Origin of the sequence: Leucothrix mucor DSM 2157 (assembly GCF_000419525.1) — a bacterium.
GTDB classification, from domain to species: domain Bacteria; phylum Pseudomonadota; class Gammaproteobacteria; order Thiotrichales; family Thiotrichaceae; genus Leucothrix; species Leucothrix mucor.
The window spans coordinates 2,001,935-2,026,549 of sequence record NZ_ATTE01000001.1 but is presented as its reverse complement, the minus strand read 5'-3'; the positions used below and the strand labels follow the sequence as shown (position 1 = coordinate 2,026,549).

The following is a 24,615-nucleotide window of genomic DNA, read 5'->3' as shown; positions in this document are numbered from 1 at the left end:
GATGAACCATAGATAACTTGTATCTGGTTGATAAAAAATGATGTATTTCATTCCATATTTTCTTGTTAGTTGCTGGAAGATTTTACAAAACCTCAAAACAAGATAGCGTTTTTACATCGAATGCGTATCTATATAGTGACCAACGCAACAAAATAACGGTCATATGGAAACCAGAAAAGCGCGCTAGTCCGGGGGGAGATTGGCGGCTATCCCTTATACATCACTCCTAAGGCAATCCAACGAACATAAAGTTCAAAATTGGATTTTTAAGCGCCAAAGAAAAAAGTTTGAAAAAAGTTAATATCATCGGTTGACAGATACGACCGACATTCGTAATATACGCCACCTCGACGCGGGAATAGCTCAGTGGTAGAGCACAACCTTGCCAAGGTTGGGGTCGCGAGTTCGAATCTCGTTTCCCGCTCCAGAGATGATAGGCATTATGATTTGCTTCGGTTTACCACACTTAGCAGAGACATAAAGCACAAATACCATGTTTTAATTGTTGCGGGAATAGCTCAGTGGTAGAGCACAACCTTGCCAAGGTTGGGGTCGCGAGTTCGAATCTCGTTTCCCGCTCCAAATTCTTCACCTTTGTAAATATTTTAAGGCTGGATGGCAGAGTGGTTATGCAGCGGATTGCAAATCCGTGTACCTCGGTTCGATTCCGGGTCTAGCCTCCACAATTTACGAAGTATCTTGCAGTACAGTTCAGTATTGCCTGGATGGCGAAATTGGTAGACGCAAGGGACTTAAAATCCCTCGGTGGAAACACCGTGCCGGTTCGATTCCGGCTCCAGGCACCATGCTTAAAGAACAATCCTCAAAGTCACTTCTGACTTATTTAAAATCTTAAAAAGCCAATACCCACCTAAATCAGTGGTAGGTTCTACGCTATTTTGTTTAAGCATCCCGTATTGTATCAAGGAAGCAGGTATACTGCTGTTCCGGTCTTGGAGAAAAGCTTATCCAATCGATAGTCGCTGTCTGATAGAATGAACACACCATCTCGATAGTTATCAAGAGAAGAGTCTATTCGGCTACCGATAAATAGTTAGTACACGTAATGGAGATACAGATATGGGTTATTTACTTGTCATTATTGGGGCGGCATTGCTCTCTTTTTGGGGCGTTAGCGTTAAAAAACCTCAGGAAGCACGTCCAAAGTTGATCAATGATAAAGGTGGGTTAATTCTTGCCTCTGGTTTAGCTTTAGTGATTATTGGTTTTCTCATTTAATTGAATGCTATTTTTTCGGGTTTTCTGAGGTTACTCTGCTACTAACCCCTTGCAATGGTTGTTCCTTTTCCATCGCTAGCCACGCATCTTCCGTGGGTAGTGACTCTCTTTTTTGTGCGCCTGACATTGTCGCTCTAGCGTCTAATAGCTCCTCTGGTCTCACCGGGTTATTACCTGAGATTAAATGGCGTATGCGCGATAAAAATTCATGAGGATGGGAAGGCATAAACATGTAATCATCTGCACCTGTCATGTATCCCTCTATGACGTCGAACCAGCACATTTTGGCACTGTGGATTAGAATAGGGCAGTTGATACCCTTAGCACGTACTTTTCTAATCATTGTTGAGCCGGAGAGTTCGTCAAGCCACACATGAAAAGCCTTCTTTCTCAAGTAAGTCGACTACGTACTCTCGTATTGGGACTACGACCTCAATAACAATCGCTTTCATGATTTCAGATGCTTAAATTTACCACTTTTGTGAAAAAAATACTCGCTTGTAATGAATGTTTTATTTTTTACATGCTTTATTTATGTGATTAAATAAGTACTGGTTGATAATGACTTGCAACATTCTGTTAATAAAAGGAGGCTTCAAAAATGGACTTTTCAAGTATCACCGCAGCGTATGAGGGGTTAAAAACCGGTAAGGCTATTTTACAGTCAATATATGACATGAAAATTGAAGCTGAGACAAAGGAAAGAGTTGATGAGGTGATGTCGAAACTTGGTGAAGCGCAAGATACTTTATTTGTTATGAGAGAAGAGTTGTTTCGACTGCAAACCAAAAATGCTGAGCTTATGACATCAATCTCTCAGGCTGATGACTGGGAAAAGAGGATTTCTCAGTACTTACTTGCGGAAACGTCGGGTGGTGCGGTTGTATATAAGTATTCAGGTACACCAGAACATTATGCCTGCCCTAGTTGTGCCGGAAAAAGAGTCATCGAAATACTTCAAGATAACCGGACTGCTAGTGGAAAATTTAGATGCGTTGGCTGCGATGCGCAATTCCCAATTAATCCTAAGAGAGCCATCCCTGCTGGGCGAATAGGAAGAGCATGAAGATGCGGCAATTTTAGATCAACTGAGCCTGTGTAATTTTAACCTCAAAGGCATCCGCACAATGCACGGATGCCCATCAATCTTAACGAGTCAATGCAGCCACTACCGCATCACCCATTTCAGTCGTACTCACTTTGCGAGTACCTTCCTCATAAATATCCGCTGTACGCAGTCCGTTAGCCAATACCTGCTTCACGGCTGCTTCAATACGATCCGCCAGCTCACCTTGCTCAAGGCTATAGCGCAACATCATTGCCGCAGACAAAATAGTCGCCAATGGATTAGCGATACTCTGGCCTGCGATATCTGGCGCAGAACCATGGCTAGGCTCATACAAACCTTGCTTAGACGCATTCATTGAAGCCGATGGCAGCATACCAATCGAGCCGGTCAGCATAGACGCCTGATCCGATAAAATATCACCGAACATATTAGTAGTAACCATCACATCAAACTGCTTTGGCTTCAGTACTAACTGCATTGCCGCATTGTCGACATACAAGTGGCTAAGCTCGACTTCAGGATATTCTTTGCCGATGCGCTCCATGACTTCACGCCACAGCTCAGTGGCTTCCAGTACGTTAGCTTTATCAACAGAGCACAGACGCTTGCCGCGCTTCATCGCGATATCAAAGGCAACGCGTCCGATGCGCTCGATTTCACTTTCTTTATAAACCAGTGTGTTATAGCCGAAACGCTCGCCGTCTTCATTAACTTCGATACCGCGTGGCTGGCCAAAATAAATACCGCCCGTTAACTCGCGCACAATCATCAGATCCAGATTGGCAACGATTTCAGGCTTCAGGCTAGAGGCATTTGCCAGCTCTTCATACAAAATCGCAGGGCGCAGATTGGCAAACAATTCCAAATCAGTACGAATTGCCAGCAAACCACGCTCAGGGCGCAGTGGGCGATCCAGTTTGTCGTATTGTGGGCCACCGACTGCACCAAGCAAAATTGCATCGGCTGCTTTTGCCAATTTTTGAGTGGATTCCGGATAAGGTGAGCCTTCCGCATCGTAAGCGCTGCCGCCCAGTTTAGCGAATTGCAGCTCCATATCGAGGCTACCTTCTGCTTTTAAAGCATTCAGTACTTTGACTGCTTCATCAATGATTTCCGGGCCGATGCCGTCGCCGGGCAGAATGAGGATATTGTGGCTCATGAGTGTGTACCGTTAGTTAATTCAAGGTAAAAATGCTGCCAGTATCATAAGTAGCGGCAGGGTATAAATCAAATTCATTGCATTCATTCAAACCATTCCTAATGGTTTGGAATTTAGTTTGTGCTTAGGCAAGCCATTCCGTCATCACAATGTGGGTGGTGACTTTGCCAATTTTGGGTATTTTATCCAACTGCGCGCGAATTAGGTGCAGGTCGATCATGGATTCGGCTTCTGCATACATTAGCAAATCCAGATCGCCACTGATGCCATGTGAGTATTTAATGCCGGGGATTTTCATCGCGCGCCCAGCAATTGCCTCGCAATGATAGCCGCCATGGCGCACTTCAAAATAGGCTTTTACCAATCCCCGAGTGCTGGGTTTACAAATGACCTGATAGCCGAGTATTTCGCCAGTATCTTCCATGCGCTTGATGCGATCGGAAACCGCCGAGCGCGATAGATTAACGGCTTCAGCAATTGCCGAAACGCTTTGGCGGGCATTGCGCTGCAATTCACTGAGAATTTTCTGATCAAATACATCCATCTGTTAAACCTGACGACGTTATGGCGTGCCCGCCGCTGAAATTAAAGCAAATTGCCGGTGTATTCCGTGAATGTGCCGCGCAAGGCAGCCGTATACTGAGGCCATTTTTAATGAAGGGAATAATAACATGGGAAGCCTAAATCAAACGATCACCCGCTGGCAAGGTGTTGGGCTTATGGCGACAACTTTATTAGGTACCGGTGTGTTTATTCTCCCTCAGCTGACGATTGATAGCGCGGGTGATTTGGCAGTTTGGACCTGGGTGTTGCTGGTATTGGCAATTTTACCCTTGGCGTGGGTGTTTGCCGAATTAGGGCGTCGCTTTTCACACGCAGGTGGACCCGCGTTTTTTGTGCAGGAAGCGTTCGGTGTGCGCTATGGCCACATGGTGGGTCTGATGTTTTTGTGCGTGGTGCCATTAGGCGCACCTGCCGCGTTGATGATGACCTTTGAGTTTTTAAAGCCGTTAATTACCTTGTCACCGCTGCAATCCATTATTGTGCAAGTCTCAGTGATTGGTGTGCTATTTCTGCTGAATTTACGAGGCTTGCAGCTTTCCGGCAAAGCGCAATTACTGCTAACGGTAGCGATCCTAGCCGTTGTGGCTGCGATGTTATTGGCGTTGTTTTTTAGCGAAGTCACTCCGGTTGAGCCAGTCGCTAGCGGCAATTTAAATGGTGCAATGGGCGCGGTGGCATTGGCTATCTGGAGTTTTCTGGGTATTGAAGCGGTCACGCATTTATCCGCCGAGTTTAAGGATGTTAAGAAAGACTTTGTGCCTGCGGTGATGATTGGCATTGTGCTGGTGGGAGGTATTTATATTCTCTGTACCTATCTGTCATTGCTTGCGCCTAATGCAGAGTTGTCGATGGTGGATGCTTTTAGCCTGTTGCTCGGGCCGTATGGCAATTGGATTATTCCCGTGTTGGGTGTAGCCAGTGGTTTAGCGACGGTGAATGTGTATTTTGCCAGTGCTGCACGCTTGGCGTGGGTATTGAGTAAGGATGGCATTCTACCTTCACAGCTAACCACCTTAAACCAACACGGCGTACCACGTAATGCGCTAATGGCGGTGCAATGTGTGGCAGTGAGCATTATGGTCGGCGCTTATTTAATGTCGCAGCCGTTTGAAGCCATGGTGCGTTGGACTAATGGCGTGTTTGTGTTTATTTACGCGGCCTCCATGTTGTCGGCTTGGCGCTTGTTACCAACAAAGCATCGTCCAATGATTATGCTGGGCTTAGTGGTTTGCATTATCTTTGCAGCCTGTTTGGGGCTTTCGATGTTATATGGCGGCGCCTTGGCGTTAGTATTACTTGCATGGTTGCTGGTACGTCCGGCAAACGTTAAAGTGGCCGTTTAATTCATCCAGCTAGTGTATATGCCAATGCAATGTCCTTGTCAGTCCGATCGATTATATGCCGATTGTTGTCAGCCTTATCACAATGGTAAGGCGGCACCATCCGCTGAAATACTAATGCGCTCACGCTATAGCGCCTTTGTGTTAAAAGACGGGGCGTATTTATATAAAAGCTGGAGCAAGCAAACCCGTCCCTCTAAAAAGTCGCTAAAAGAAGATAATGATACCCAATGGTTAGGATTGGAAATCCTGCGCACAGAGTATGGCACTGCGCTGGATGCGACCGGCGTGGTTGAGTTTATTGCGCGCTATCAAGCGCCTAATGGGGCGGCTGAGCTGCATGAAACCAGCCGCTTTGTGCGGGAGAATGGCAAATGGGTCTATTTGGACGGGGATTATTAAGCGAATTTTTGGCTTGACCGGCTACTTATTTTTATTATACGGTTGCCTCACTTACCAAATTAAACACGTAAAACACTAATGAACTCATCGCTAAACATCATCAATTCAACGCACGCTCTGCTATCAGCAGTAGTGGTCGTGGTGGTGTCTGTCGTGGTCTACGAGGCTATGCCGTAGCGGTTTATTAGACATCAAATTCTAAAAACCCTTCGGCGAAAGTCGAAGGGTTTTTTTTTACCCGAAATTTTAAGAATAGACACCAGAGGAAACAACGATGGATTCAGCAAATAACCCACAGCCACAGGCGGCGCAGCGCTTATCCGGCTCCCAACTGATTATTCGGCTTTTGGAACGTCAGGGCATCACGCACATTGCCGGTATTCCCGGTGGTGCCAATTTGCCAATGTATGACTCTTTAGTGGGCAGCAATATCAAGCACGTACTGGCTCGTCATGAGCAGGGCGCAGGCTTTATTGCTCAGGGTATGGCACGGGTAACGGGTCAGGCACAGGTTTGTTTTGCAAGCTCTGGCCCTGGCGCCAGCAACCTGATCACAGCGGTAGCTGATGCGAATCTGGACTCTGTTCCCTTAATTGCGATTACCGGTCAGGTTCCTCAGCAAATGATTGGTACCGATGCCTTTCAGGAAATCGATACCTTCGGGTTGATGCTGCCAATCACTAAGCATAACTGGGTTGTTCGCTCGGCTGAAGAGTTATTACAAGTGATTCCAGAGGCATTCAGTATTGCGCTATCCGGTCGTCCCGGTCCGGTTTCTATTGATGTACCGAAAGATGTTCAGAATCAGCTGATCGATGTAACCGAGTGGCCAGAGCCAGGTGTTGCGATTCCAGCACCCGATTTTGATGTGCAGGAAGTTGAAGCGATGTTGGCGAAGATTCGTGAAGCACATCGTCCAGTACTGATGATTGGTGGCGGTATTGTTTACTCCGGCGCATCGGCGTTACTGCGTGAGTTTGCTGAGAAGTTAGATATTCCAACGGTTCAAACCTTTATGGGCTTGGGGATTTTGCCAGCGGACCATCGTTTATCGCTGGGTATGTTAGGAATGCACGGTGCTCGTTACACCAACTACATCCTAGAAGAGTGCGACATGCTGATTGGCTTGGGCGTACGCTTTGATGACCGCGCCACGGGTAAAGTTGAAGCCTTCTGCCCGAATGCTGAAATTGTGCATGTTGATATCGACCAAAGTGAAATCGGCAAAATTAAGAATCCAGTGCTGTCTATCTTGGCCGATGTTGGTGAAGTATTGACGATTGCCAATGAGCAACTGGAAGCGGTTGAGCGTCCATTATGGCAGCAGCGTGTTGAGCAGTTAAAAGAAGCGCACCCTTTAATTTTGGATGGTTCGGATGAGTTGTTCCGCCCTTATGGTGCGATCAAAAAAGTGGCTTCAATGCTGGATGATAGCGCCAATATCAGCACTGACGTTGGTCAGCATCAAATGTGGGTTGCACAGGCTTATCCCATCAACCGTCCGCGCCAGTGGGTTAGCTCCGGCGGCTTAGGTACCATGGGTTTTGGTTTACCAGCCGCGATTGGTATTGCCTTGGCTCAGCCTGAGCAGAAGAGTATTTGTTTCTCCGGTGACGGCAGCATCATGATGAATATTCAGGAGTTGGCAACAGCCGCTGAAGAAAATCTGGATGTAAAAATCATTATCCTAAATAACGGCCATCTGGGCTTGGTTCGCCAGCAGCAGACCTTGTTTTATGATAAGAACTTAAGCTCAGTAAAGTTTCAGCAAGGCGTTAACTTTGCAATGACGGCTCAGTCGATGGGCGTTAAGGGGATTGATCTTGGCCAATCGGATGATCCGGAAGCTGATCTGCGCGAAGCCTTGCTGGAACATGGTCCTTGCGTAATCAATATTCCAATTAGTGAAACAGAGATGGTGTACCCAATGGTGGCACCGGGTGGTGCAAACCGCGATATGATCGGAGGAGAGGCATAATGAGTGCACAAATCATGGATTCAAATACAACGTCGGCAGCAGTTCCAACCAAGTCGGTGTTAAAGCTAATTGTCAATAACCATGCCGGTGTGATGTCGCATGTGTGTGGCTTGTTCTCGCGCCGTTCATACAATCTGGAAGGCATTATGGTGATGCCTATTGCCAGCGAGCAGGGCGCGCGCAGTTGCATTTGGTTGTTACTGGATGAGAAGGAGAAATTGCCGCAGATTATTCAACAAACACAGAAGCTGGTGGATGTATTAAGCATTGAGCGGCATCCGCTATCCGGTAGCGTATTTGAGAAGACGAATGATTATTTTACGGCTTAATCACGCGTTAATTTTTGGCGCTTAGTAAGCTTGGCGGGTGGTTTTTTGAGCCATCCGCTTTTTTATATTCTAGTTGTCAACGTTGTCACTTTTTAGTGATCAAATACTTATGTATTTACGATTGTTAGCATTACAGCGGTGTTTTTTTAGCAGTTTTTTCAGGGTTCGTAGTTTTGATTGTTCCAGTGGTTGCAGGGTATTTGACTCTTCAATCTCGCCGACTAACTTTAAATAGTTATTAAAAATACTACATTGTTGGTTCTGGTGGCGATGGGCACTTATCTTCATGGCTAACACTCTCATCTTGGGTTTGATGGCCTGCTTGGGGTGGGCGAGGTCTTAAAAATTTCCAACAGATGCAGTGTATACTTATTCGGCTTCAAGGGGAGTACCACTAGCCTAACGGTGGTACTCCGGGAGTCTGTTCAGCTGGTGTTTATTCCTGACATTGAGCGGGTACCTGAGCTTCCGACCAGTCTGCCAATTTAGTCATTTTACCTGCGATCTTGAATGACTTTTTATCTTTGATTCCGCCGCCTGTTAACAAGTTAACATCGCAGCTTAAGCCGGCGCTCAAATCCAGCGTATCGTAAGAGTTATACGTGTAGCCTGCGACCACAAATGCGCCTTTGCGGTAAGCCAGCGTCAACTTTTGGCTCCAGCGATTACGCCCGATCGCTTCATTTTGGCTATGCACTTCCAGCGAGCCGGATTTGCCTATCGTTAGCGATGGCGTTGTTCCCCACATGGCGCCCGACCAGACTAAATTGGGCTTAACAATCTCAAGCTTTGGCAGAGGAGATCCTTGCTCGCCAAGATAGATATGCAGCGCTACGTCCGAATCATCATTGCCTGCTGGTGCGACCAAAAAGGCACGATCCATCATGCCATCCTTATTCCAGTCTCCCGTGGCAGCGCTCACCACTCGTGCCAAGTCGATTTTTTGCTCTGCCGCTGTGCCGCTAAGTGGGGCCAGAAGTGCGAGGCTCAATAATATCGGGGTAATTGCTTTCATAGGTTAGGCCTGTAAAGATAGTTAAATCAAGTGTAGTACATTTTATTGAAAATTAGGGATGCCGCATATGCCAGATACGATTGTTAAAACTATGCCATTAGAGCCGATTTGGCAAACGCCTGATCCGTTTCTTTTTTGCGTGCATCATCTGGATTTTTACCCAAAAGCTAATGCGCAATTAGGGCCTGATGCGTCTTTGCAAGGCCATCAGTTGGGTCAGGATTTTATGCCAAGCAATGGTGATGATTGGCGGATGTATCATGGTCAGACGATGCCGGGCTTTCCGGCGCATCCGCATCGTGGTTTTGAAACAATTACTGTTACCACACAAGGCTTGATTGATCATGCGGACTCAATGGGCGCAGCCGGTCGTTATGGCAATGGAGATACGCAATGGATGACTGCCGGTAAAGGCGTGCAACACGCTGAAATGTTTCCTTTGTTAGATGAGGCCGAGCCCAACCCGTTGGAGCTATTTCAAATCTGGTTGAATCTACCCTCGGTCAATAAAATGGTCGAGCCGCATTTTACAATGTTCTGGAGTGAGCAAACACCACAACTAGTTTCACAGGATGAGAGCCAACGCGAAACACGAGTAAAAATTGTGGCTGGGGATTTGGAAGGGCTGAATGCCTTAGCGCCTCCGCCAGACTCTTGGGCCAGCGGTGCGGATAATGAAGTTGCCGTCTGGATTATCGATATGGATGCCAATGCACAGTGGACCTTGCCAGCCGCCTCATCGGGTTTGAATCGTCGACTCTATTATTACGATGGTGCGGGGCTTTCCTTGGATGAAAAATTCATACCACTTAATCATTGCATCGATTTAATCTCAGATAGAAGCGTTGCACTAAAAGCCGGTGAGCAGGGGGCGCAATTGTTACTGCTGCAGGGTCGCCCCATTAACGAGCCGGTTGCGCAATACGGCCCGTTCGTCATGAACAATAAAGCCGAGCTACAACAAGCCTTTGCAGACTATCAAGCGACTCAGTTTGGCGGTTGGCCGTGGCCTGAAGCGGAGCAATCACATGGCAAAACACAAGGTCGTTTTGCGCGCTATGCCGATGGGCGTGAAGAGCAACCTTAGTGGTTTGAATAGGGTGTTGAATAGCCACTGATCGGCCATGGCCTTGAAAACGGTAGATGGCGACAAAATTATCTGGGCATAGGGCGCAATAATGTGCCGAAACAGGATACTGATATGCCCGATACATCGACCATCTTAATGGCACTGATTGTGCTTGGTGCGATTGCCGCCTTTGCTTGGCCTCGGTACAAGCTTTACAAAGCGATGAATGAACCATTCCCCGAAGAATGGCGTAAAACCCTGCGGCATAACTTTCCGGTATTTCGCCGAATGCCCACCGATTTGCAGCTGCAAATGAAGCAGCGGATTAAGCGCTTTTTGCATGATAAGCAGTTTATTGGCTGTGCTGATTTTGAAATTACCGATGAAGTGCGGGTCACCATTGCGGCTTCGGCCTGCTTACTACTGCTGAATCGGAACACTGATGTGTACTCTGGCTTGCGTTACATTCTGGTGTATCCCGATGCTTTTTTGGTTGAGCGTGAAACGCGTGATTCGGCCGGCTTAGCCTTTTCGCAAAAGCGTGGCTTACTGGGTGAGTCGTGGAGTAATGGTAAGGTGATTTTATCGTGGGATGATGTGTTGCGTGGCAATCAAAAATTCGATGATGGCGCTAATGTAGCAATCCATGAGTTTGCGCATCAACTCGATCATGCAACGGGCGCAACCAATGGCGCACCATTTTTAGGAAGTTCTGCCAGATCCAAACGCTGGGCGACTGTACTGACTACGGAATTTGAGCGGTTACGGCAGGCAGCTTATCATGGCGATGAAACATTGATTGATCAGTACGGTGCAACCGAGCCAGCAGAGTTTTTTGCAGTAGTCACTGAGACGTTTTTTGAAAAGCCAAAGCAGCTACTAGCGAAGCACCCAGCTTTGTTTGCGGAGTTGAAAAATTATTATCGGGTTGACCCCGGTGATTGGGTCAGCTGAGGCGAGTTATTCGCGAGTCGCGCCGGTGTAAGTGTGCATCGGCAGGCTTTGGTATTTCTCTACGAGTTCTTGGAAGTGGTTGTACATCCAATCCACAGTGGCAAACTGTTCGCCAGCTTGCAGATAGATGGTGGTAACCCGCTCAGGCTCAATGCATACATATCTAAAGGATGCATTCCCTGCCACCTCATTAATTTCAAACACACTGTAATCCACATCGCTAATGGCCAACAAACTGGCATAGCCGGGTCGCGGTGAGCTGCTGACAAAATCAGACGGTACCAGATTGCTGAAATCGGCATAACCCAATTCAGTATCTAATGAGAAGCGTGGCATTTTAACGCCTGCGCGACGGTAGTTTTGCAGATTTCCCTGCTCAGCTTGTAACGCATCGGCTTCAAAGCTAACGCTGACCTCGGCATAAAAGCGCGTACCGTCTAAGTTGCCGGTGCCATCTTCCTGTAAATAGGCGCTATCAATTTCCCCGTAATACAAGTATTCAGCCGTGGCTTCGCGGCCCCAGCTAAATACTTGGTACAAGGTTTTCACATCGGTCGAGCTTGGTTCAATGGCATGAATCACCGTGGTATCGGGGTGATTCGGGTCGCCATCATCGATAATAGCCTGCGCGTTTTTGCCTTCGGCTAAGCGTTTAAGCAACACAGCGATAAAGGCACCGAAAACGGCGGCAATACAAATGACAGCGACAAGCATGGCTTAAGCGACGACTTTCCGACTGTGGTTTTGGTGTGCCAGATATTCTTCGTAAGTACCTTGGAAGTTGACCAACTTGCGGTCTTTAATGTCCAGAATACGCGTTGCCAGCGATGAAACAAACTCACGGTCATGGCTGACGAAAATCAGCGTGCCGTCATAATGTTTCAAACCAGCATTCAATGCTTCGATGGCTTCTAAGTCCAAGTGGTTCGTTGGCTCATCCATGATTAACACATTGGTGTCCATCATCATTAGCTTGCCAAATAATAAGCGGTTTTTCTCACCACCCGAGCAGACGCGGGCTTTCTTGTTCGCATCATCGGCAGTGAATAGTAAGCGGCCTAACATGGCACGTACTTTCAGATCGTCATGCTTGGCGGTGCGCCACTGAGACATCCAATCGAAAATCGTCAGGTCATTGTCAAACTCACGGCTGCTGTCTTGTGGGCAATAGCCGATCAATACATTCTCAGACCATTTGATCACGCCGTCATTAGCATCCAATTCATTCATCAGGCAGCGTAAGAAGGTACTTTTACCCGAGCCGTTATCACCCATGACCGCCATTTTCGCACCGGCTTCCAGAATAATATTGCCTTGGCTAAACAGTGTTTTGCCATCAAAACCGTGTGCCAAATCTTCCAGCGTGAGCGCCTGACGGTGCAACTGCTTGGACTGCTTAAAGCTGATGGATGGAGAGATACGGCTGGAGGCTTTCACTTCATCCAGCTTAATTTTATCCAACTTTTTGGCACGTGAGCTGGCTTGCTTCGCTTTAGAGGCGTTAGCAGAGAAGCGGTTAACGAAGCCTTGCAGCTCGTCAATCTCAGCGCTTTTCTTAGCATTCTCAGTCAGTAGTTGCTCGCGAATCAGTGTCGAGGCAGCGACGAATGCTTCGTAGTTACCCGGATAAATGCGCAGCTCGCCATAGTCGATGTCGGCCATATGAGTGCAGACTGAGTTCAAAAAGAAACGGTCATGCGAGATAATAATCATGGTGGACTTGCGCTGATTCAGCACCGTGGTCAGCCAGTTGATGGTGTCGATGTCCAAGTTGTTGGTTGGCTCATCCAGCAGCAAGATATCTGGATTTGCAAACAACGCTTGTGCCAATAACACACGCAGCTTTCTACCCGGTGCTACTTGCTTCATTAAACCAAAGTGAAGGGCTTCTTCAATACCGGCTTCCAGTAGAATTTCACCGGCACGGTTTTCAGCGCTGTAGCCATCCATTTCTGCAAACTGGACTTCCAGCTCAGCTACGGCCATGCCATCTTCTTCGGTCATATCTGGCTTGGCGTAAATGCGGTCACGTTCCTGTTTTACTTTCCACAGATTTACGTCACCCATGATTACGGCATCAATCACGCTGTACTCTTCAAAGGCAAATTGATCCTGACTCAAAGTACCAACGGTTTCGCCAGTGCTGATGGATACGTTACCGGCGGTAGGCGCTAGCTCGCCGCTCAGGATTTTCATAAAGGTTGATTTGCCGCAACCATTGGCACCGATTAAACCGTATCGGTTGCCGTTGCCAAATTTGGCAGAGATGTCTTCGAACAATGGCTCAGAGCCAAATTGCATGGTGATGTTTGCGGTAGATATCAAAACTGAATTCCTGTGCGCGGATGAATAGGGCGATTAGCCCAAGGCGCTAATATGGGTGGTAAAATGTGGCGAACTATAGAGACTTATCGGCTTAATGTCGAGCCTAAAGCGTTGACCTGTCGATGTTTTTTATGGAGAGAGTCAGTGCGTTATAAAAGGCTTAGGTTTGGCGGTGAGTGGTCATCACCATGAAAAAAGCCTTCTTTTTCGCATCGAAAAAGAAGGCCGTTTACCCGTTTAACTTACACCATCAGGTGTTAGTGACGTCCGCCACGATGATGTGGCTGTCCGTGAGAATGGCAGTACTTACTCCATTGCCCATGGTGGCTACGTTGGTTGTGGCAGTGTACGGCAGGGCGGCGAGGGCGATGTCGGTTGTGACCATGACCTCCGCGATTTCCGCCATTCCACTGTATACCGCCACGACGACCGTCACCAATAAAGATGCTGAATGAGCCACCTTTATGAGCACCGCCGGAGCGGTGATCGCCATTATGAGCAAAAGCCGTTTGGCCAATAAACAGCGAAACGATTGCTGCAATGATTGCTATCCTTTTCATGCTATATCTCCTCTTGGATTCATTAACACGGGTTTGAAGCTGTCTAGAAATAAAAGCACAGCCTCACAGATATATGCGTGAAACTCTCCGTGGATGGCTCAAATCAAACATTACCGTCCTACGGAGAGTGTCATTTAAACGGCCTTCAGGCGCTCTGCATGATAAGCAATGTGCTCACCAATAAAGGTCGCGATGAAGTGATAGCTATGGTCGTAACCTTCCTGCAAGCGTAGCGCTAAGGGTTGGCCTGCTGCCTCACAGGCCGCTTTAAGATTTTCAGGCAACAACTGGCCTTCATCATAAAACTCATCGGCCAATCCAGAATCAACCAAGATGTGTGGAACACGAGCGCCGCCTTTGACCAACTCAGTGGCATCGTAAGCGGCCCAGCTGCTCTGATCTTCACCAAGGTACGCCGTAAAGCAACCTTTACCCCAGCCACAATTCACTGGATTACAAATAGGTGCAAACGCTGAGACAGAGCGATAAGCATCTGGCTCTTTCAGTGCACAAATCAAGGCACCATGGCCACCCATTGAGTGACCCGTTACTGATTTAACGCCCGGCAGTAATGGCAGTTGCGCTTCCACTAAAGCCGGTAGCTCTTTAGTCACATAGTCATACATGTGGTAGTTATCAGCGTAAGGCGTGTGCGTGGCATTCACATAAAAGCCTGCACCTTGACCAAGATCGTAACGCTCTGGCTCATCCGGAACCACATCGCCACGTGGGCTGGTGTCTGGAAAAATCAGTGCGATACCATGCTCTGCGGCATAACGCTGCGCACCGGCTTTGGTACGTGCATTGTCATCCGTGCAGGTAAGGCCCGATAGCCAGTATAGGGCCGGCACTGGTCCATCGGTGGATTGTGGCGGCAGATAGACCGAGAAGGTCATCTCACACTGGTTAACGACCGACTGATGGCGGTAACGGTTAAGGTAGCCGCCAAACTCTTTAACTGTTTCAATTTGTTGCATGAGGCTTCCTTACATCAGGATGACAGAACGGATACTCTTACCTTCGTGCATCAGGTCGAAGGCTTTGTTGATGTCTTCCAGTCCCATGGTGTGAGTGACCATCTTATCCAGCTCGATTTCGCCAGACATATAGCGCTCAACGTAGCCTGGTAACTCAGTACGGCCTTTAACGCCACCGAATGCAGAGCCTTTCCAGGTACGACCAACGACCAGATTGAATGGACGGGTTTGGATGACTTGTCCGGCACCAGCAACGCCGATTACGGTAGAAACACCCCAGCCCATGTGAGTACATTCCAGCGCGTCACGCATTACGTGGACGTTACCGATACACTCAAATGAGTAATCAACACCACCATTAGTGATTTCCTGAATGTATTCGCTGACGGAGCCATCGATTTCTTTCGGGTTAACGAAGTCAGTCGCGCCAAGGGCTTTAGCCATTTCCCATTTTTCAGGGTTAAGATCAACTGCCAGAATGCGTGAGGCTTTAGCCATAACCGCGCCCTGAATAACAGACAAGCCGATACCGCCTAAGCCAAATACCGCAACAGTAGAACCTGGCTCTACTTTCGCGGTATTTAATACTGCACCGATACCGGTAGTTACACCACAACCTAACAAGCAAACCTTATCCAAAGGTGCTGCTTTGTTGATTTTCGCCAATGCGATTTCAGGCACTACCGTGTACTCAGAGAAGGTTGAGCAACCCATGTAGTGATAGATATCTTGGCCACGTGCTTTAAAGCGACGCGTGCCATCTGGCATGAAGCCCGTCCAGATGGTTGGTGCGATGGTTTGGCACAAGTTGGACTTAGTGCTGTTGCAGTATTCGCAATCGCCACACTCAGCGATGTATAGCGGGATAACATGGTCGCCGACTTCCAGATTCTTAACGCCCGGGCCTACTTCAACCACTTCACAGCCACCTTCGTGACCTAAAATCGCTGGGAATACGCCCTCTGGGTCATCACCAGACATGGTGAATGCATCGGTATGGCACACGCCTGTGGCATGAACTTTTAGCAGAACTTCACCTTCACGAGGGCCGGCGACTTCTACTTCTTCGATTTCAAGCGCCTGTTTTGGGCCCCAGGCAATTGCTGCTTTACATTTCATGGTTTGCTCCTGTTATGAATTACTGGTTGGTTGTGATTAATGGGTTGGAATTTAACGCTGCGATAGTGCGCTTTACTGCATCTAAAATATGTTGTGCCGGAAAGCCGAATGGGACGATTTGTGCCAGCTTTCCTTGGCCATCAATGATAAACAAATTTGCCGTGTGATCGACAAAATAATGCGTGTCTGTGCGTTGGTTCTGCTGAACCTTTGTTTGTACATGATAAGCATCAGTCACGGCTTGAATCTGTTTCTGGCTTCCTGTGAGGCCGATTAAGCTGGAGTGAAAGTAGGGCACGTATTGACTCAGAATTTCTGGTGTATCCCGCTCAGGGTCTACGCTGACAAACAGCCCTTGTACTTTATCCGCATCATTTCCCAGTTGCTTTAATAGCTGAGCCATCCTTGCAAGCTCCGTCGGGCAGACATCAGGACAATGCGTGTAACCGAAGAAAATCAACGCGACTTTGCCGCGTAATTGCGTCAGTTTAAAGGGCTTGCCGTGGTGATCAGTGAGCGTAAAGTCCCCACCAACCGTATTGGTTTTTTGGGTTTTCGGCTCGCTAGCCTTGGTTGTTGGCTGCTTTGCTGGTGTAACCACCGTATCACCAATAGGCGCTGCGAAGGCATCAGAAACCAGCGTGTCGATATTACTGCCGGTCAGGCTTTGCAGAAACGCGACTAGTTGATCGACTTCAGTGTCGTCTAAGTTTAATGGCGTAATGAGTGGATCAAGTCCGGGGTTTGCAATGCCACCCTGATTATAAAACTCCACCACAGAGCGTAAGCTTGGCAGGCTGCCATTGTGCATATAGGGTGCGGTGATCGCGACATTGCGTAATATCGGGGTTTTGTATTTCCAGCGATCAGCGGGGTCTTGGCTCACTTCATAGTGGCCAAGGTCGGCAATCGGTGCTTCACTTACGCTGTCGATAATTTTGCTGTCTACATCTACAAAGATCCCGGGCGCCAACATGACACGCTGGGTTTCTGGCTTTTTGCCCATGGAGTTTAAATAGCCTAAGCCGGTGTTATGCAGTGCATGATCGCTGAATAGTGCAGAGTCTGTACCAATTGTATGGCAGCTGCTGCAACGTGCTTTTCCGGTGAATAGCTTAAAGCCTGCTTCGGCTTGTTTGCTGAAACTGGCTTGCGCCGGCGGCTGTTTACCAAAGTACCAGCGATCAAATGGCGAATCAGCGGAGAGTAAGCTGCGTTGATAAGCCGCAAGTGCAAGACCGACCGTTTGCATATTCGGGCCTTGTTTATCGAAGCTAGTTTCAAACAAGCCATCGTAGTCAGTAAATTTTCTCAGCTTATTAATCACATAGCCAATGGATGGATTGGCCATTTCATTCGTTGCTAAAAACGGCCCCCAAACTTGCTGCTCTAATGAGTCTTCACGGGCATCGTGAAATAGGGTTTTGGCGTGGGCAACGTTATATAAGCTGGGTGTGTTGCGCCTGACGCTACGGCCCTCAAAACCAACCGCTGTGGCGATTTCATTACTGGTAAAGCCTTGGTCTGGCACATGGCACATGGCACAGGAGAGCGTGTCATTTAGGGACAAGCGACGGTCAAAAAACAGCTTGCGACCGAGAGCAATGCGGTCAGTGCTAAGGTTTTGTTGTTGTGCTTGATCTAGCGGCGGCAGGCCAAGCGGTGGTGATTGGGTTAGCGCCAATAAATCGGCGGCTTTACCTTGTCGTTGATGAATAGGCTGCTCGGCTAAGCTTGCAGTTGCAGTTGCAGTTGCAGTTGCAGTTGCAGTTGCAGTTGCAGTTGCAGTTGCAGTTGTTTCTGTTTTGTTGGCTGCTTGAATGAGTTTTACTTGGGTTTCAGTCGCTGGCTTCGGTGCGGACTCCACTGAGTCTGGAGTTTGCTTGTTAAGCCGTCGATCTTGCTGCAGCAATGTTTTCAGATCATTGATAATAATGTCAGGATGTAAAAACTGAACACTGTAAATATTGCGAATCGCATTCTCAGGATCAATCAAATACACGCGCAACACATGAGAGATCGCCGTACCCGCTTTACCATTAACCGACATCTCACGCTGCACATCTTGCTCATAGGATTTGAGTAGTGGTTGCAGGCTGGCTTCCGAGTCGGTGGTGAGAAAATGCCATTCGCCATTTGGGCCAGCGTAATCAAAATTCTTTCCGTAAAGCTGCATGACTTTTGGCGTGTCGCGCTCAGGGTCAAAGCTCAGGCTCATTAGTCGCAGATTATTCGCAAGCTCTGGGTCTTTCTGCATTTGCGATTTGAGTTTGTAAAACACATAGGATGACAGCGGGCAGCCATTCAAATCGCCGCAATTGCTGTAGATAAAGCCGAGCAGTGTGTATTTCCCACGGTATAAATCGTGAAGCTGGCGTGGGTTTTCATTGGTATCCAGTACCGTGCCATCTGCTGCTTGCTTTAATGCCGGGAGTTGATAGCTCCCAACTTCTGGCAATTCATAAGATAGCGTGCGGTAACCAATAGCCGGTGCAATATCAGCAGCGCTGAGCGTGGTCGACAAGCCAAATAGCACCAGCCAACACAGAACCCTTAAATGTTTCAATGAAGGTTGCATCACTCGTCACATCCTCTGTGTTGGCTGGTAAACATATTGCTTGGTCGGCGGCTTACTGAGCTAACTGGCTCAGTTTGGTTTTAGGTGTCACCGGGCTGGCATTGGCATACAAGGAGTAAGCGCCAAACCGCATTTGGTGTGCGCGTCCTAGCTTTTCTTTAGTAAAATCAATGCTGAACTGCTCGGTCAGTTCTTTGCCATCCCAATTATAGGCTTTGAAATATTGCTCATTGTCAGCACCTTTTTTATCCCAGTTGGCGAGTAGTGATGAGGTGTAATACACGCGCTTGCCATCCCAACTGGAGGAAGCCATATTCACTTGTGCGCCGATTTGCTTTTCATAGGTTTGCTTCGGATTGAATGGGTCGCTCATATCAAAGTAACGAGTTTTGCCATCCATAAAGGTGTTCACCCATAAGCCCTGATCATCTGAAGACAATGAAATATCCACCGGCAGTGGGATTTTGGAAGGATCGCCAATATCTGCGACAGGCTCTGCTTTCCATTTACCATCGGTGTTTTCGTGCACAATCCAGATTTTTGAGGTCAGGGCAGTCGTGGTGACGCACCAGTTATTGCGTGGTTGCCAAGCACAGCGCACTTCCAGTGGCGCACCGGGTACATCGAATACTTCTTTGGGCTTTCTGGCGTGCAAATCCCAGCGCACCATGGTGTTACCAAAGCGCTTCATGGCCTCTTGGTCGCCCAGCATTTTACCGAAATCCATCATGTAGTTAGACCAGCCGGTAAACGATGAAGTAAACATGGCATTGCGGCGTGGTAGCGCACGAATGTCATAGCCAAAGCCATCAGAATATTTTCCGGTTTTCACTGCGCCATTTAAATCCTGATCGCTCGGCATCCAATGCGTTTGGAGGTATTCACCAGCATTACTGTATTCCACCAAGGCAGTACGACCACCATTATCCTTGTTATTGGATAGAGCAGTGATAATCATCTTGCCGGGGAGCGCATAAGTCGTATGAGGGCCCACAGCACCGCCACTGGCGGATACAAAGTCAGTAATCACTTTATGCAACGTTGGTTTGGCAGGATCAGTGTGCACATCAAATATAAAAATCTTGTTGGTATCCAGACCGCCAGCCCAGAGGTATTTGCGGTCATCAGTTAAGCCGGAGTGGTGCGCCTCATTGCGACCGCCTACCGACAAGCTATTAATTACTTTGCCATACTGTTCAGATTTTGGATTCACATCCACTGTCACCAGTTTGTCCTGTGCGTCGCCTAATCCCTCGACACCCAGCGTCCATATATACACGAAGTCTTCCTGGCCAGTAATTTTGGCCATATAAGGAGACATGCAGGTTTCATCGGCCTGTACCGCAGTAATCGTTGTTGCAGATATTCCGCAAACCATTAAAGCCAGCGCCAGCGCATTACGCACCGGAAATTTTCTTGTTTCGTATGACATCATTTTCCTCCTCAGGAAATAACGTAGTGAATTCAAGGAGCAATCAGCAGCGGCTATTATTGTTTTATTTAAAATAGAATGAACCTTCACTTTTGTCAATTGATAGTTGCCTAATCAAATAGTACTATTCGCCTATGCCTTATCTAAAACGCCTCGCACCAGTACCTGAACCCATCGACTGTAAAATTCTTACGGCGGCGTTAGAGCTGTTTGTAAAAAAAGGCTACCACACGGTTTCAGTACATCAGATCCAAAGTCTGGCGAATGTCAGCATCGGGTCCATCTATAATCACTTCGGTGGAAAAGAGGGTGTGGCCAAGGCGCTGTACCTGCATTTGTGCATTGAATTTGATGAGTTGGTGGATGATGGGATTGCCAGTAGTGACTCGCCACGTGAGCAGTGCCGAAAGATTATTGAGTTGATGTTTGAGTACACAGAATCCCACGCCGACATCATGGCTTATCTGTTTAATATCCGACACACCGAGTTTTTGAGTGATCAGTTATTACTGTGTGAAGATGCTGGTTTTGTGAAAATCGATCAGATTATTGAAGCAGGAATTGCCGCAGGTGAGTTTCGCACTATGGAGCCCTTGGTGGCTTCATCCTGTATTTTTGGCGGGGCAATTCGAATGGTGCAGCTGCGATTAGATGGTTTGATTAAGCAGCCATTGCCTGAATTATTGGAGCAAACGGTTGCTGGGATATTTGCGGGTGTTTGCGTTGCAGAGGATTCTACTAATGCAATGCTGGGTGATTCTCTAGCGGCAAAGGACACGTCCGTTATTGCTTCAATTGCAGTGTAAATCAGCCGCATACAACTCAGAGCTTTTAAAATTAAATAACAACGTCCAAAGCCCAAATTCACAAACAAAAAAGCCGGGCTGAATTAGCCCGGCTTTTTTTATGCAGTGTAATCGAGCAATTAGCTAAGCATGCTGATCATCACACCGGCTGCAATCGCAGAACCGATAACACCCGCCACGTTAGGACCCATGGCATGCATCAACAGATGGTTATGCGGATTCGCTTCCAGTCCCACTTTATTGGAAACACGAGCTGCCATCGGCACCGCAGATACACCGGCTGAACCAATCAATGGATTGATGGGCGATTTGCTGTACTTATTGAGTAACTTCGCCAGTAACACACCAGAGGCCGTACCGATACAGAATGCAATCGCACCCAGTCCCAGAATACCCAATGTTTCCCAGTTCAGGAACTTGTCAGAACTCATTTTCGAGCCAACACCTAAACCAAGGAAGATGGTTACGATATTGATCAGTGCATTCTGTGCAGTATCACTTAAACGCTCAACCACGCCGGCTTCACGCATCAGGTTACCAAAGCAGAACATACCCAGCAGCGGAGCAGCCGAAGGGAGAACCATAGCCACCATGATCAGCAGTAACAGTGGGAAAATGATCTTCTCACTTTTTGTTACATGACGCAGCTGTACCATCTTGATTGCACGTTCCTGCTCAGTAGTCAGGGCACGCATAATTGGCGGCTGGATAATTGGCACCAGTGCCATGTAAGAGTAGGCTGCTACCGCTACCGCACCCAGAATATCGGGGGCGAGCTTACTGGTAACAAAGATTGCCGTCGGGCCATCCGCACCACCGATAATACCGATTGCTGCCGCATCCGTAATACTAAAGTCCAGAATACCGAAGTGGCTTAGGCTAACTGCGCCCAATACCGTCGCAAAAATACCAAACTGAGCCGCTGCACCAAGTAACAGTGTCTTTGGGTTCGCCAAAAGCGGTCCAAAGTCAGTCATCGCGCCAACACCCATAAAGATGATCAGCGGGAACATGCCTGACGCAATACCCATATTGTAGATGTAATACATCATACCGCCGGGGTCTTGCAGGTGACCCATGGCGTCATACACTGGCTCGGCTTCAAAGCCCGCTCCAGGAATATTCACCAACAGGGTACCGACGGCGATGGGTACCAGTAGCAGGGGCTCAAAGCCTTTCTTGATGGCGAGGTACAAAAGTCCCAAGCCAACGATCATCATGACTGCTTGTCCGGGATGTAGCTGTGCAATTCCCGAGTCAGTCCATAATTTGTAGAGGTTTTCCATCAGTCAGCTCCTATGCCAAGGTAACCAGTGTGTCGCCCAGTGACACGGCGTCACCTTCCTTAACAAGAACTTCAACCACAGTTGCACTTTTTGGTGCGACCACAGTGATTTCCATCTTCATGGCTTCCAGAATAATCATGATGTCGCCTTCTTCTACCATCTCGCCAGGTTGTACCAATACTTTGAATACATTACCTGCCATTGGCGCAGGATAACCTTCGCCGCCAGTTGGAGCGGCAGCAGCCGGTGCAGAATCAGATGAGCCAGAAGCAGCGCCAGCCACAGGAACGATACCCGTGATATCGCCGCCATTGCCAACAGTGACCACATGATCAACGCCATCAATTGTCACGGTGTAAACTTCTTCACCAGAGCCAGTAGTAACCGCTTCACTTTCTTTACCCGTTGGAATGGGTTCGAATGCTGATGGGTTGTCACGATTTTCAAGGAACTTCAAACCGATCTGTGGGAACAGTGCATAAGTCAGCACGTCATCGATCAGGCCTTCGCCCTCAGTCAGTTTAATGTTTTTCTCTTTAGCAATGCCAACCAGCTCGTCTTTGAGCTTATCCAACTCGGAACCCAGCAGATCAGCCGGACGGCAAGTGATTAACTCATCATTGCCCAAGGCTTGCTTTTGTAGTTCAGCATTAACCGGAGCCGGTGTTGCGCCGTATTCGCCACGCAATACACCTGCTGCTTCACCCGTCAGTTTGCCGTAGCGCTGACCAGTTAATACGTTAAGCACCGCTTGAGTACCAACGATTTGCGAAGTAGGGGTTACCAGCGGAATGAAACCTAAGTCTTCACGTACACGTGGAATTTCTGCCAGAACCGCATCCAGCTTATCGCCAGCGCCTTGCTCTTTAAGCTGAGTTTCCATATTGGTCAGCATGCCGCCTGGCACTTGTGCAACCAAAATACGAGAATCGATGCCTTTCAGCGAGCCTTCCCATTTCGCGTACTTCTTACGAACATCGCGGAAATAAGCAGCAATCTCTTCCAGTAGCTCCAAATCCAAGCCCGTTGCGCGCTCAGTGTCTTGCAGCATGGCAACCACAGATTCGGTTGGCGAGTGACCATAAGTCATCGACATGGATGAAATCGAGGTATCGACATTATCGATGCCCGCTTCAATACATTTCAGGTAAGTACTGGTCGAAAGACCGGTTGTTGCGTGACACTGAATATGAATGGGCACAGAGACCGCTTTCTTCAGCTCGGTTACTAGTTCATAACCGGTGTAAGGCTTCAGCAGGCCGGCCATATCTTTAATGCAGATGGAGTCACAGCCGATGTCTTCAAGGCGACGCGCCATATCCAACCACAGCTGCAAATTGTGTACTGGGCTTAAGGTATATGACATGGCTGCTTGAGCATGTTTATCAACGGCTTTAACCGCTTTCAATGCCGTTTCCATATTACGGGTGTCGTTCATCGCGTCAAATACGCGGAATACGTCCACTCCGTTTACCGCTGCACGCTCAACAAACTTGTTGACCACGTCATCGGCATAATGGCGGTAACCCAGAATATTCTGAGCACGGAACAGCATTTGCTGAGGCGTGTTTGGCATAGCCGCTTTTAACTGGCGGATACGATCCCATGGATCTTCACCTAAAAAACGAATGCATGAATCGAACGTTGCCCCACCCCAAGTCTCGACAGACCAGTAGCCTACACTGTCCAGTTTTTCAGCGATGGGTAACATATCAGCAAGACGCATCCGGGTGGCAAACAGGGACTGGTGGCCATCGCGCAAAACTACGTCTGTAATTTGCAAGCGTTGCTTGGAATTGCTATCGGTGTTTGTATTCTGACTCATAGTGCTCTGATCATTCTCAAAAGGGTTGGAGAATTTCCCGTCGGGGAACTGATTACTTCCGGTTACGGTGCTGGTCGATCGCGCCCTGAATAATTTTCAGGGTGGCTGCTGACACAGGAGAGCCAGAAGTAGCCGCAGGGGTGCGTTTTTTCTTTGCTGTTGGCTCGACGATTTTCTCTGGGAACCAACGCAATATCACGCTTGACATGGCTCCGGTTGCGAAAATCAGCAACGTCAGGAACACAAAAACGGTTCCCATGCCGAACAACATCAGACTGAATCCCTGATCGATTATAGAGTTATCCATAGTACGTGATGCATCCTCGAAGTGACTTGTTAACAGCGTATGATACAACACTTAGCAGTTATCGCCGAACTGTGTATCAGTGTTTATGTCAACAAAATGGCAGACTAAAAGTTTGTGATTAACCGCATCAAGTTTGTCGAATTCAGCGGTTGCAAATTCGCGCTTTAAATTAGCGGTATTTCAGTGTGTTGTCAATTTAGCTGCACTGCAACATTAAAAAAAATTTACAGTATTGTAAATCCTGATTGTAAGGTTGTTCATTTTAATAGGTTAACGATAGAA

General features: G+C 47.9%; 22 protein-coding genes and 4 tRNA genes. 13 read left to right on the top strand and 13 right to left on the bottom strand.

The window, feature by feature from the left end; translation table 11 throughout:
• Window positions 1–352 precede the first annotated feature (352 nt).
• From LEUMU_RS0109030 to LEUMU_RS25310, 6 genes are all read left to right on the top strand, one after another.
• Window positions 353–427: transfer RNA gene (locus tag LEUMU_RS0109030), tRNA-Gly, on the top strand.
• 80 nt (window positions 428–507) lie between these two features.
• Window positions 508–582 (top strand) — tRNA-Gly (locus LEUMU_RS0109025).
• A gap of 27 nt (window positions 583–609) precedes the next feature.
• A tRNA-Cys gene (locus tag LEUMU_RS0109020) sits at window positions 610–683 on the top strand.
• 36 nt (window positions 684–719) lie between these two features.
• A tRNA-Leu gene (locus tag LEUMU_RS0109015) sits at window positions 720–806 on the top strand.
• Window positions 807–1,080: 274 nt separating this feature from the next.
• The gene (locus tag LEUMU_RS28765) at window positions 1,081–1,239 is read left to right on the top strand and encodes a hypothetical protein (protein WP_022951964.1); all 159 of its coding nucleotides are present in this window, start codon (window positions 1,081–1,083) and stop codon (window positions 1,237–1,239) included.
• Between the two features lie 601 nt (window positions 1,240–1,840).
• Complete coding sequence (locus tag LEUMU_RS25310; RefSeq protein ID WP_022951962.1) at window positions 1,841–2,305, top strand: hypothetical protein; 465 nt, start codon at window positions 1,841–1,843, stop codon at window positions 2,303–2,305.
• Window positions 2,306–2,387: 82 nt separating this feature from the next.
• Here LEUMU_RS25310 and leuB read toward each other — a convergent pair whose 3' ends face one another.
• Both leuB and LEUMU_RS0108990 read right to left on the bottom strand, forming a co-directional pair.
• The gene (leuB, locus tag LEUMU_RS0108995; protein WP_022951961.1) at window positions 2,388–3,467 is read right to left on the bottom strand and encodes a 3-isopropylmalate dehydrogenase; all 1,080 of its coding nucleotides are present in this window, start codon (window positions 3,465–3,467) and stop codon (window positions 2,388–2,390) included.
• 124 nt (window positions 3,468–3,591) lie between these two features.
• Window positions 3,592–4,011, bottom strand: coding sequence for an Lrp/AsnC family transcriptional regulator (locus tag LEUMU_RS0108990; protein ID WP_022951960.1), 420 nt, complete (start codon window positions 4,009–4,011; stop codon window positions 3,592–3,594).
• Window positions 4,012–4,138: 127 nt separating this feature from the next.
• On the opposite strand from LEUMU_RS0108990, the gene yjeH reads away from it, so the two are divergent.
• The 4 genes from yjeH to LEUMU_RS0108970 all read left to right on the top strand — a co-directional run bounded on the left by yjeH (window position 4,139) and on the right by LEUMU_RS0108970 (window position 8,080).
• Window positions 4,139–5,374 (top strand): L-methionine/branched-chain amino acid transporter, encoded by a 1,236-nt coding sequence (yjeH, locus tag LEUMU_RS0108985; RefSeq protein ID WP_022951959.1) that lies wholly within the window; start codon window positions 4,139–4,141, stop codon window positions 5,372–5,374.
• 18 nt (window positions 5,375–5,392) lie between these two features.
• A complete protein-coding gene (locus LEUMU_RS0108980; protein ID WP_022951958.1) occupies window positions 5,393–5,773 on the top strand; it encodes a YchJ family protein in 381 nt (126 codons plus the stop codon).
• A gap of 274 nt (window positions 5,774–6,047) precedes the next feature.
• A complete protein-coding gene (gene ilvB, locus LEUMU_RS0108975) occupies window positions 6,048–7,751 on the top strand; it encodes a biosynthetic-type acetolactate synthase large subunit (RefSeq protein WP_022951957.1) in 1,704 nt (567 codons plus the stop codon).
• Complete coding sequence (locus LEUMU_RS0108970) at window positions 7,751–8,080, top strand: ACT domain-containing protein (protein WP_022951956.1); 330 nt, start codon at window positions 7,751–7,753, stop codon at window positions 8,078–8,080. The genes ilvB and LEUMU_RS0108970 overlap by 1 nt, the downstream gene beginning before the upstream one ends.
• A 436-nt stretch (window positions 8,081–8,516) precedes the next feature.
• On the opposite strand, the gene LEUMU_RS0108965 is transcribed toward LEUMU_RS0108970, so the two are convergent.
• The gene (locus tag LEUMU_RS0108965; protein WP_022951955.1) at window positions 8,517–9,095 is read right to left on the bottom strand and encodes a hypothetical protein; all 579 of its coding nucleotides are present in this window, start codon (window positions 9,093–9,095) and stop codon (window positions 8,517–8,519) included.
• 67 nt (window positions 9,096–9,162) lie between these two features.
• On the opposite strand from LEUMU_RS0108965, the gene LEUMU_RS0108960 reads away from it, so the two are divergent.
• Together LEUMU_RS0108960 and LEUMU_RS0108955 are read left to right on the top strand one after the other, a co-directional pair.
• Window positions 9,163–10,182, top strand: coding sequence for a pirin family protein (locus LEUMU_RS0108960; RefSeq protein ID WP_211223021.1), 1,020 nt, complete (start codon window positions 9,163–9,165; stop codon window positions 10,180–10,182).
• A 114-nt stretch (window positions 10,183–10,296) separates the two neighbouring features.
• On the top strand, window positions 10,297–11,118 hold the full coding sequence (locus LEUMU_RS0108955; protein WP_022951953.1) for a M90 family metallopeptidase: 822 nt from the start codon (window positions 10,297–10,299) through the stop codon (window positions 11,116–11,118).
• A gap of 6 nt (window positions 11,119–11,124) precedes the next feature.
• On the opposite strand, the gene LEUMU_RS0108950 is transcribed toward LEUMU_RS0108955, so the two are convergent.
• The 7 genes from LEUMU_RS0108950 to mtoX form a co-directional block, all read right to left on the bottom strand.
• A complete protein-coding gene (locus LEUMU_RS0108950) occupies window positions 11,125–11,832 on the bottom strand; it encodes a hypothetical protein (protein WP_022951952.1) in 708 nt (235 codons plus the stop codon).
• Between the two features lie 3 nt (window positions 11,833–11,835).
• Window positions 11,836–13,443: an ABC-F family ATPase gene (locus tag LEUMU_RS0108945; RefSeq protein WP_026744619.1), complete on the bottom strand. Its 1,608-nt coding sequence runs from the start codon at window positions 13,441–13,443 to the stop codon at window positions 11,836–11,838.
• A gap of 257 nt (window positions 13,444–13,700) precedes the next feature.
• Entirely contained in the window at window positions 13,701–14,003 is a 303-nt protein-coding gene (locus LEUMU_RS0108940) for a hypothetical protein (RefSeq protein WP_157474296.1), read from the bottom strand.
• A gap of 134 nt (window positions 14,004–14,137) precedes the next feature.
• Window positions 14,138–14,980, bottom strand: a complete 843-nt coding sequence (fghA, locus tag LEUMU_RS0108935; RefSeq protein WP_022951949.1) for an S-formylglutathione hydrolase — start codon at window positions 14,978–14,980, stop codon at window positions 14,138–14,140.
• 9 nt (window positions 14,981–14,989) lie between these two features.
• Window positions 14,990–16,099 (bottom strand): S-(hydroxymethyl)glutathione dehydrogenase/class III alcohol dehydrogenase, encoded by a 1,110-nt coding sequence (locus tag LEUMU_RS0108930; protein ID WP_022951948.1) that lies wholly within the window; start codon window positions 16,097–16,099, stop codon window positions 14,990–14,992.
• Between the two features lie 19 nt (window positions 16,100–16,118).
• On the bottom strand, window positions 16,119–18,677 hold the full coding sequence (locus tag LEUMU_RS25305; RefSeq protein ID WP_022951947.1) for an SCO family protein: 2,559 nt from the start codon (window positions 18,675–18,677) through the stop codon (window positions 16,119–16,121).
• A gap of 52 nt (window positions 18,678–18,729) precedes the next feature.
• Complete coding sequence (mtoX, locus tag LEUMU_RS25300; RefSeq protein WP_022951946.1) at window positions 18,730–20,109, bottom strand: methanethiol oxidase; 1,380 nt, start codon at window positions 20,107–20,109, stop codon at window positions 18,730–18,732.
• Between the two features lie 134 nt (window positions 20,110–20,243).
• Between mtoX and LEUMU_RS25295 the strand changes: the two genes are divergently transcribed.
• Window positions 20,244–20,915 (top strand): TetR/AcrR family transcriptional regulator, encoded by a 672-nt coding sequence (locus LEUMU_RS25295; protein ID WP_022951945.1) that lies wholly within the window; start codon window positions 20,244–20,246, stop codon window positions 20,913–20,915.
• Window positions 20,916–21,034: 119 nt separating this feature from the next.
• On the opposite strand, the gene LEUMU_RS0108910 is transcribed toward LEUMU_RS25295, so the two are convergent.
• The 3 genes from LEUMU_RS0108910 to LEUMU_RS0108900 are packed head-to-tail and all read right to left on the bottom strand — an operon-like array spanning window position 21,035 to window position 24,333.
• On the bottom strand, window positions 21,035–22,201 hold the full coding sequence (locus LEUMU_RS0108910) for a sodium ion-translocating decarboxylase subunit beta (RefSeq protein WP_022951944.1): 1,167 nt from the start codon (window positions 22,199–22,201) through the stop codon (window positions 21,035–21,037).
• Between the two features lie 10 nt (window positions 22,202–22,211).
• Window positions 22,212–24,026: a sodium-extruding oxaloacetate decarboxylase subunit alpha gene (gene oadA / locus LEUMU_RS0108905; protein ID WP_022951943.1), complete on the bottom strand. Its 1,815-nt coding sequence runs from the start codon at window positions 24,024–24,026 to the stop codon at window positions 22,212–22,214.
• A gap of 52 nt (window positions 24,027–24,078) precedes the next feature.
• A complete protein-coding gene (locus LEUMU_RS0108900; protein ID WP_022951942.1) occupies window positions 24,079–24,333 on the bottom strand; it encodes an OadG family protein in 255 nt (84 codons plus the stop codon).
• Between the last annotated feature and the right edge of the window lie 282 nt (window positions 24,334–24,615).

Excerpts from the sequence above, each read along its gene's own strand:
- LEUMU_RS0108950 (WP_022951952.1), bottom strand. The coding sequence starts at position 11,832 with ATGCTTGTCGCTGTCATTTGTATTGCCGCCGTTTTCGGTGCCTTTATC.
- LEUMU_RS0108960 (WP_211223021.1), top strand. The coding sequence starts at position 9,163 with ATGCCAGATACGATTGTTAAAACTATGCCATTAGAGCCGATTTGGCAA.
- fghA (WP_022951949.1), bottom strand. The coding sequence starts at position 14,980 with ATGCAACAAATTGAAACAGTTAAAGAGTTTGGCGGCTACCTTAACCGT.
- LEUMU_RS25310 (WP_022951962.1), top strand. The coding sequence starts at position 1,841 with ATGGACTTTTCAAGTATCACCGCAGCGTATGAGGGGTTAAAAACCGGT.
- yjeH (WP_022951959.1), top strand. The coding sequence starts at position 4,139 with ATGGGAAGCCTAAATCAAACGATCACCCGCTGGCAAGGTGTTGGGCTT.
- oadA (WP_022951943.1), bottom strand. The coding sequence starts at position 24,026 with ATGAGTCAGAATACAAACACCGATAGCAATTCCAAGCAACGCTTGCAA.
- leuB (WP_022951961.1), bottom strand. The coding sequence starts at position 3,467 with ATGAGCCACAATATCCTCATTCTGCCCGGCGACGGCATCGGCCCGGAA.
- LEUMU_RS25295 (WP_022951945.1), top strand. The coding sequence starts at position 20,244 with ATGCCTTATCTAAAACGCCTCGCACCAGTACCTGAACCCATCGACTGT.
- LEUMU_RS25305 (WP_022951947.1), bottom strand. The coding sequence starts at position 18,677 with ATGCAACCTTCATTGAAACATTTAAGGGTTCTGTGTTGGCTGGTGCTA.
- ilvB (WP_022951957.1), top strand. The coding sequence starts at position 6,048 with ATGGATTCAGCAAATAACCCACAGCCACAGGCGGCGCAGCGCTTATCC.
- LEUMU_RS0108970 (WP_022951956.1), top strand. The coding sequence starts at position 7,751 with ATGAGTGCACAAATCATGGATTCAAATACAACGTCGGCAGCAGTTCCA.
- LEUMU_RS28765 (WP_022951964.1), top strand. The coding sequence starts at position 1,081 with ATGGGTTATTTACTTGTCATTATTGGGGCGGCATTGCTCTCTTTTTGG.
- LEUMU_RS0108930 (WP_022951948.1), bottom strand. The coding sequence starts at position 16,099 with ATGAAATGTAAAGCAGCAATTGCCTGGGGCCCAAAACAGGCGCTTGAA.
- LEUMU_RS0108910 (WP_022951944.1), bottom strand. The coding sequence starts at position 22,201 with ATGGAAAACCTCTACAAATTATGGACTGACTCGGGAATTGCACAGCTA.
- mtoX (WP_022951946.1), bottom strand. The coding sequence starts at position 20,109 with ATGTCATACGAAACAAGAAAATTTCCGGTGCGTAATGCGCTGGCGCTG.
- LEUMU_RS0108900 (WP_022951942.1), bottom strand. The coding sequence starts at position 24,333 with ATGGATAACTCTATAATCGATCAGGGATTCAGTCTGATGTTGTTCGGC.
- LEUMU_RS0108980 (WP_022951958.1), top strand. The coding sequence starts at position 5,393 with ATGCCAATGCAATGTCCTTGTCAGTCCGATCGATTATATGCCGATTGT.
- LEUMU_RS0108955 (WP_022951953.1), top strand. The coding sequence starts at position 10,297 with ATGCCCGATACATCGACCATCTTAATGGCACTGATTGTGCTTGGTGCG.
- LEUMU_RS0108990 (WP_022951960.1), bottom strand. The coding sequence starts at position 4,011 with ATGGATGTATTTGATCAGAAAATTCTCAGTGAATTGCAGCGCAATGCC.
- LEUMU_RS0108940 (WP_157474296.1), bottom strand. The coding sequence starts at position 14,003 with ATGAAAAGGATAGCAATCATTGCAGCAATCGTTTCGCTGTTTATTGGC.
- LEUMU_RS0108965 (WP_022951955.1), bottom strand. The coding sequence starts at position 9,095 with ATGAAAGCAATTACCCCGATATTATTGAGCCTCGCACTTCTGGCCCCA.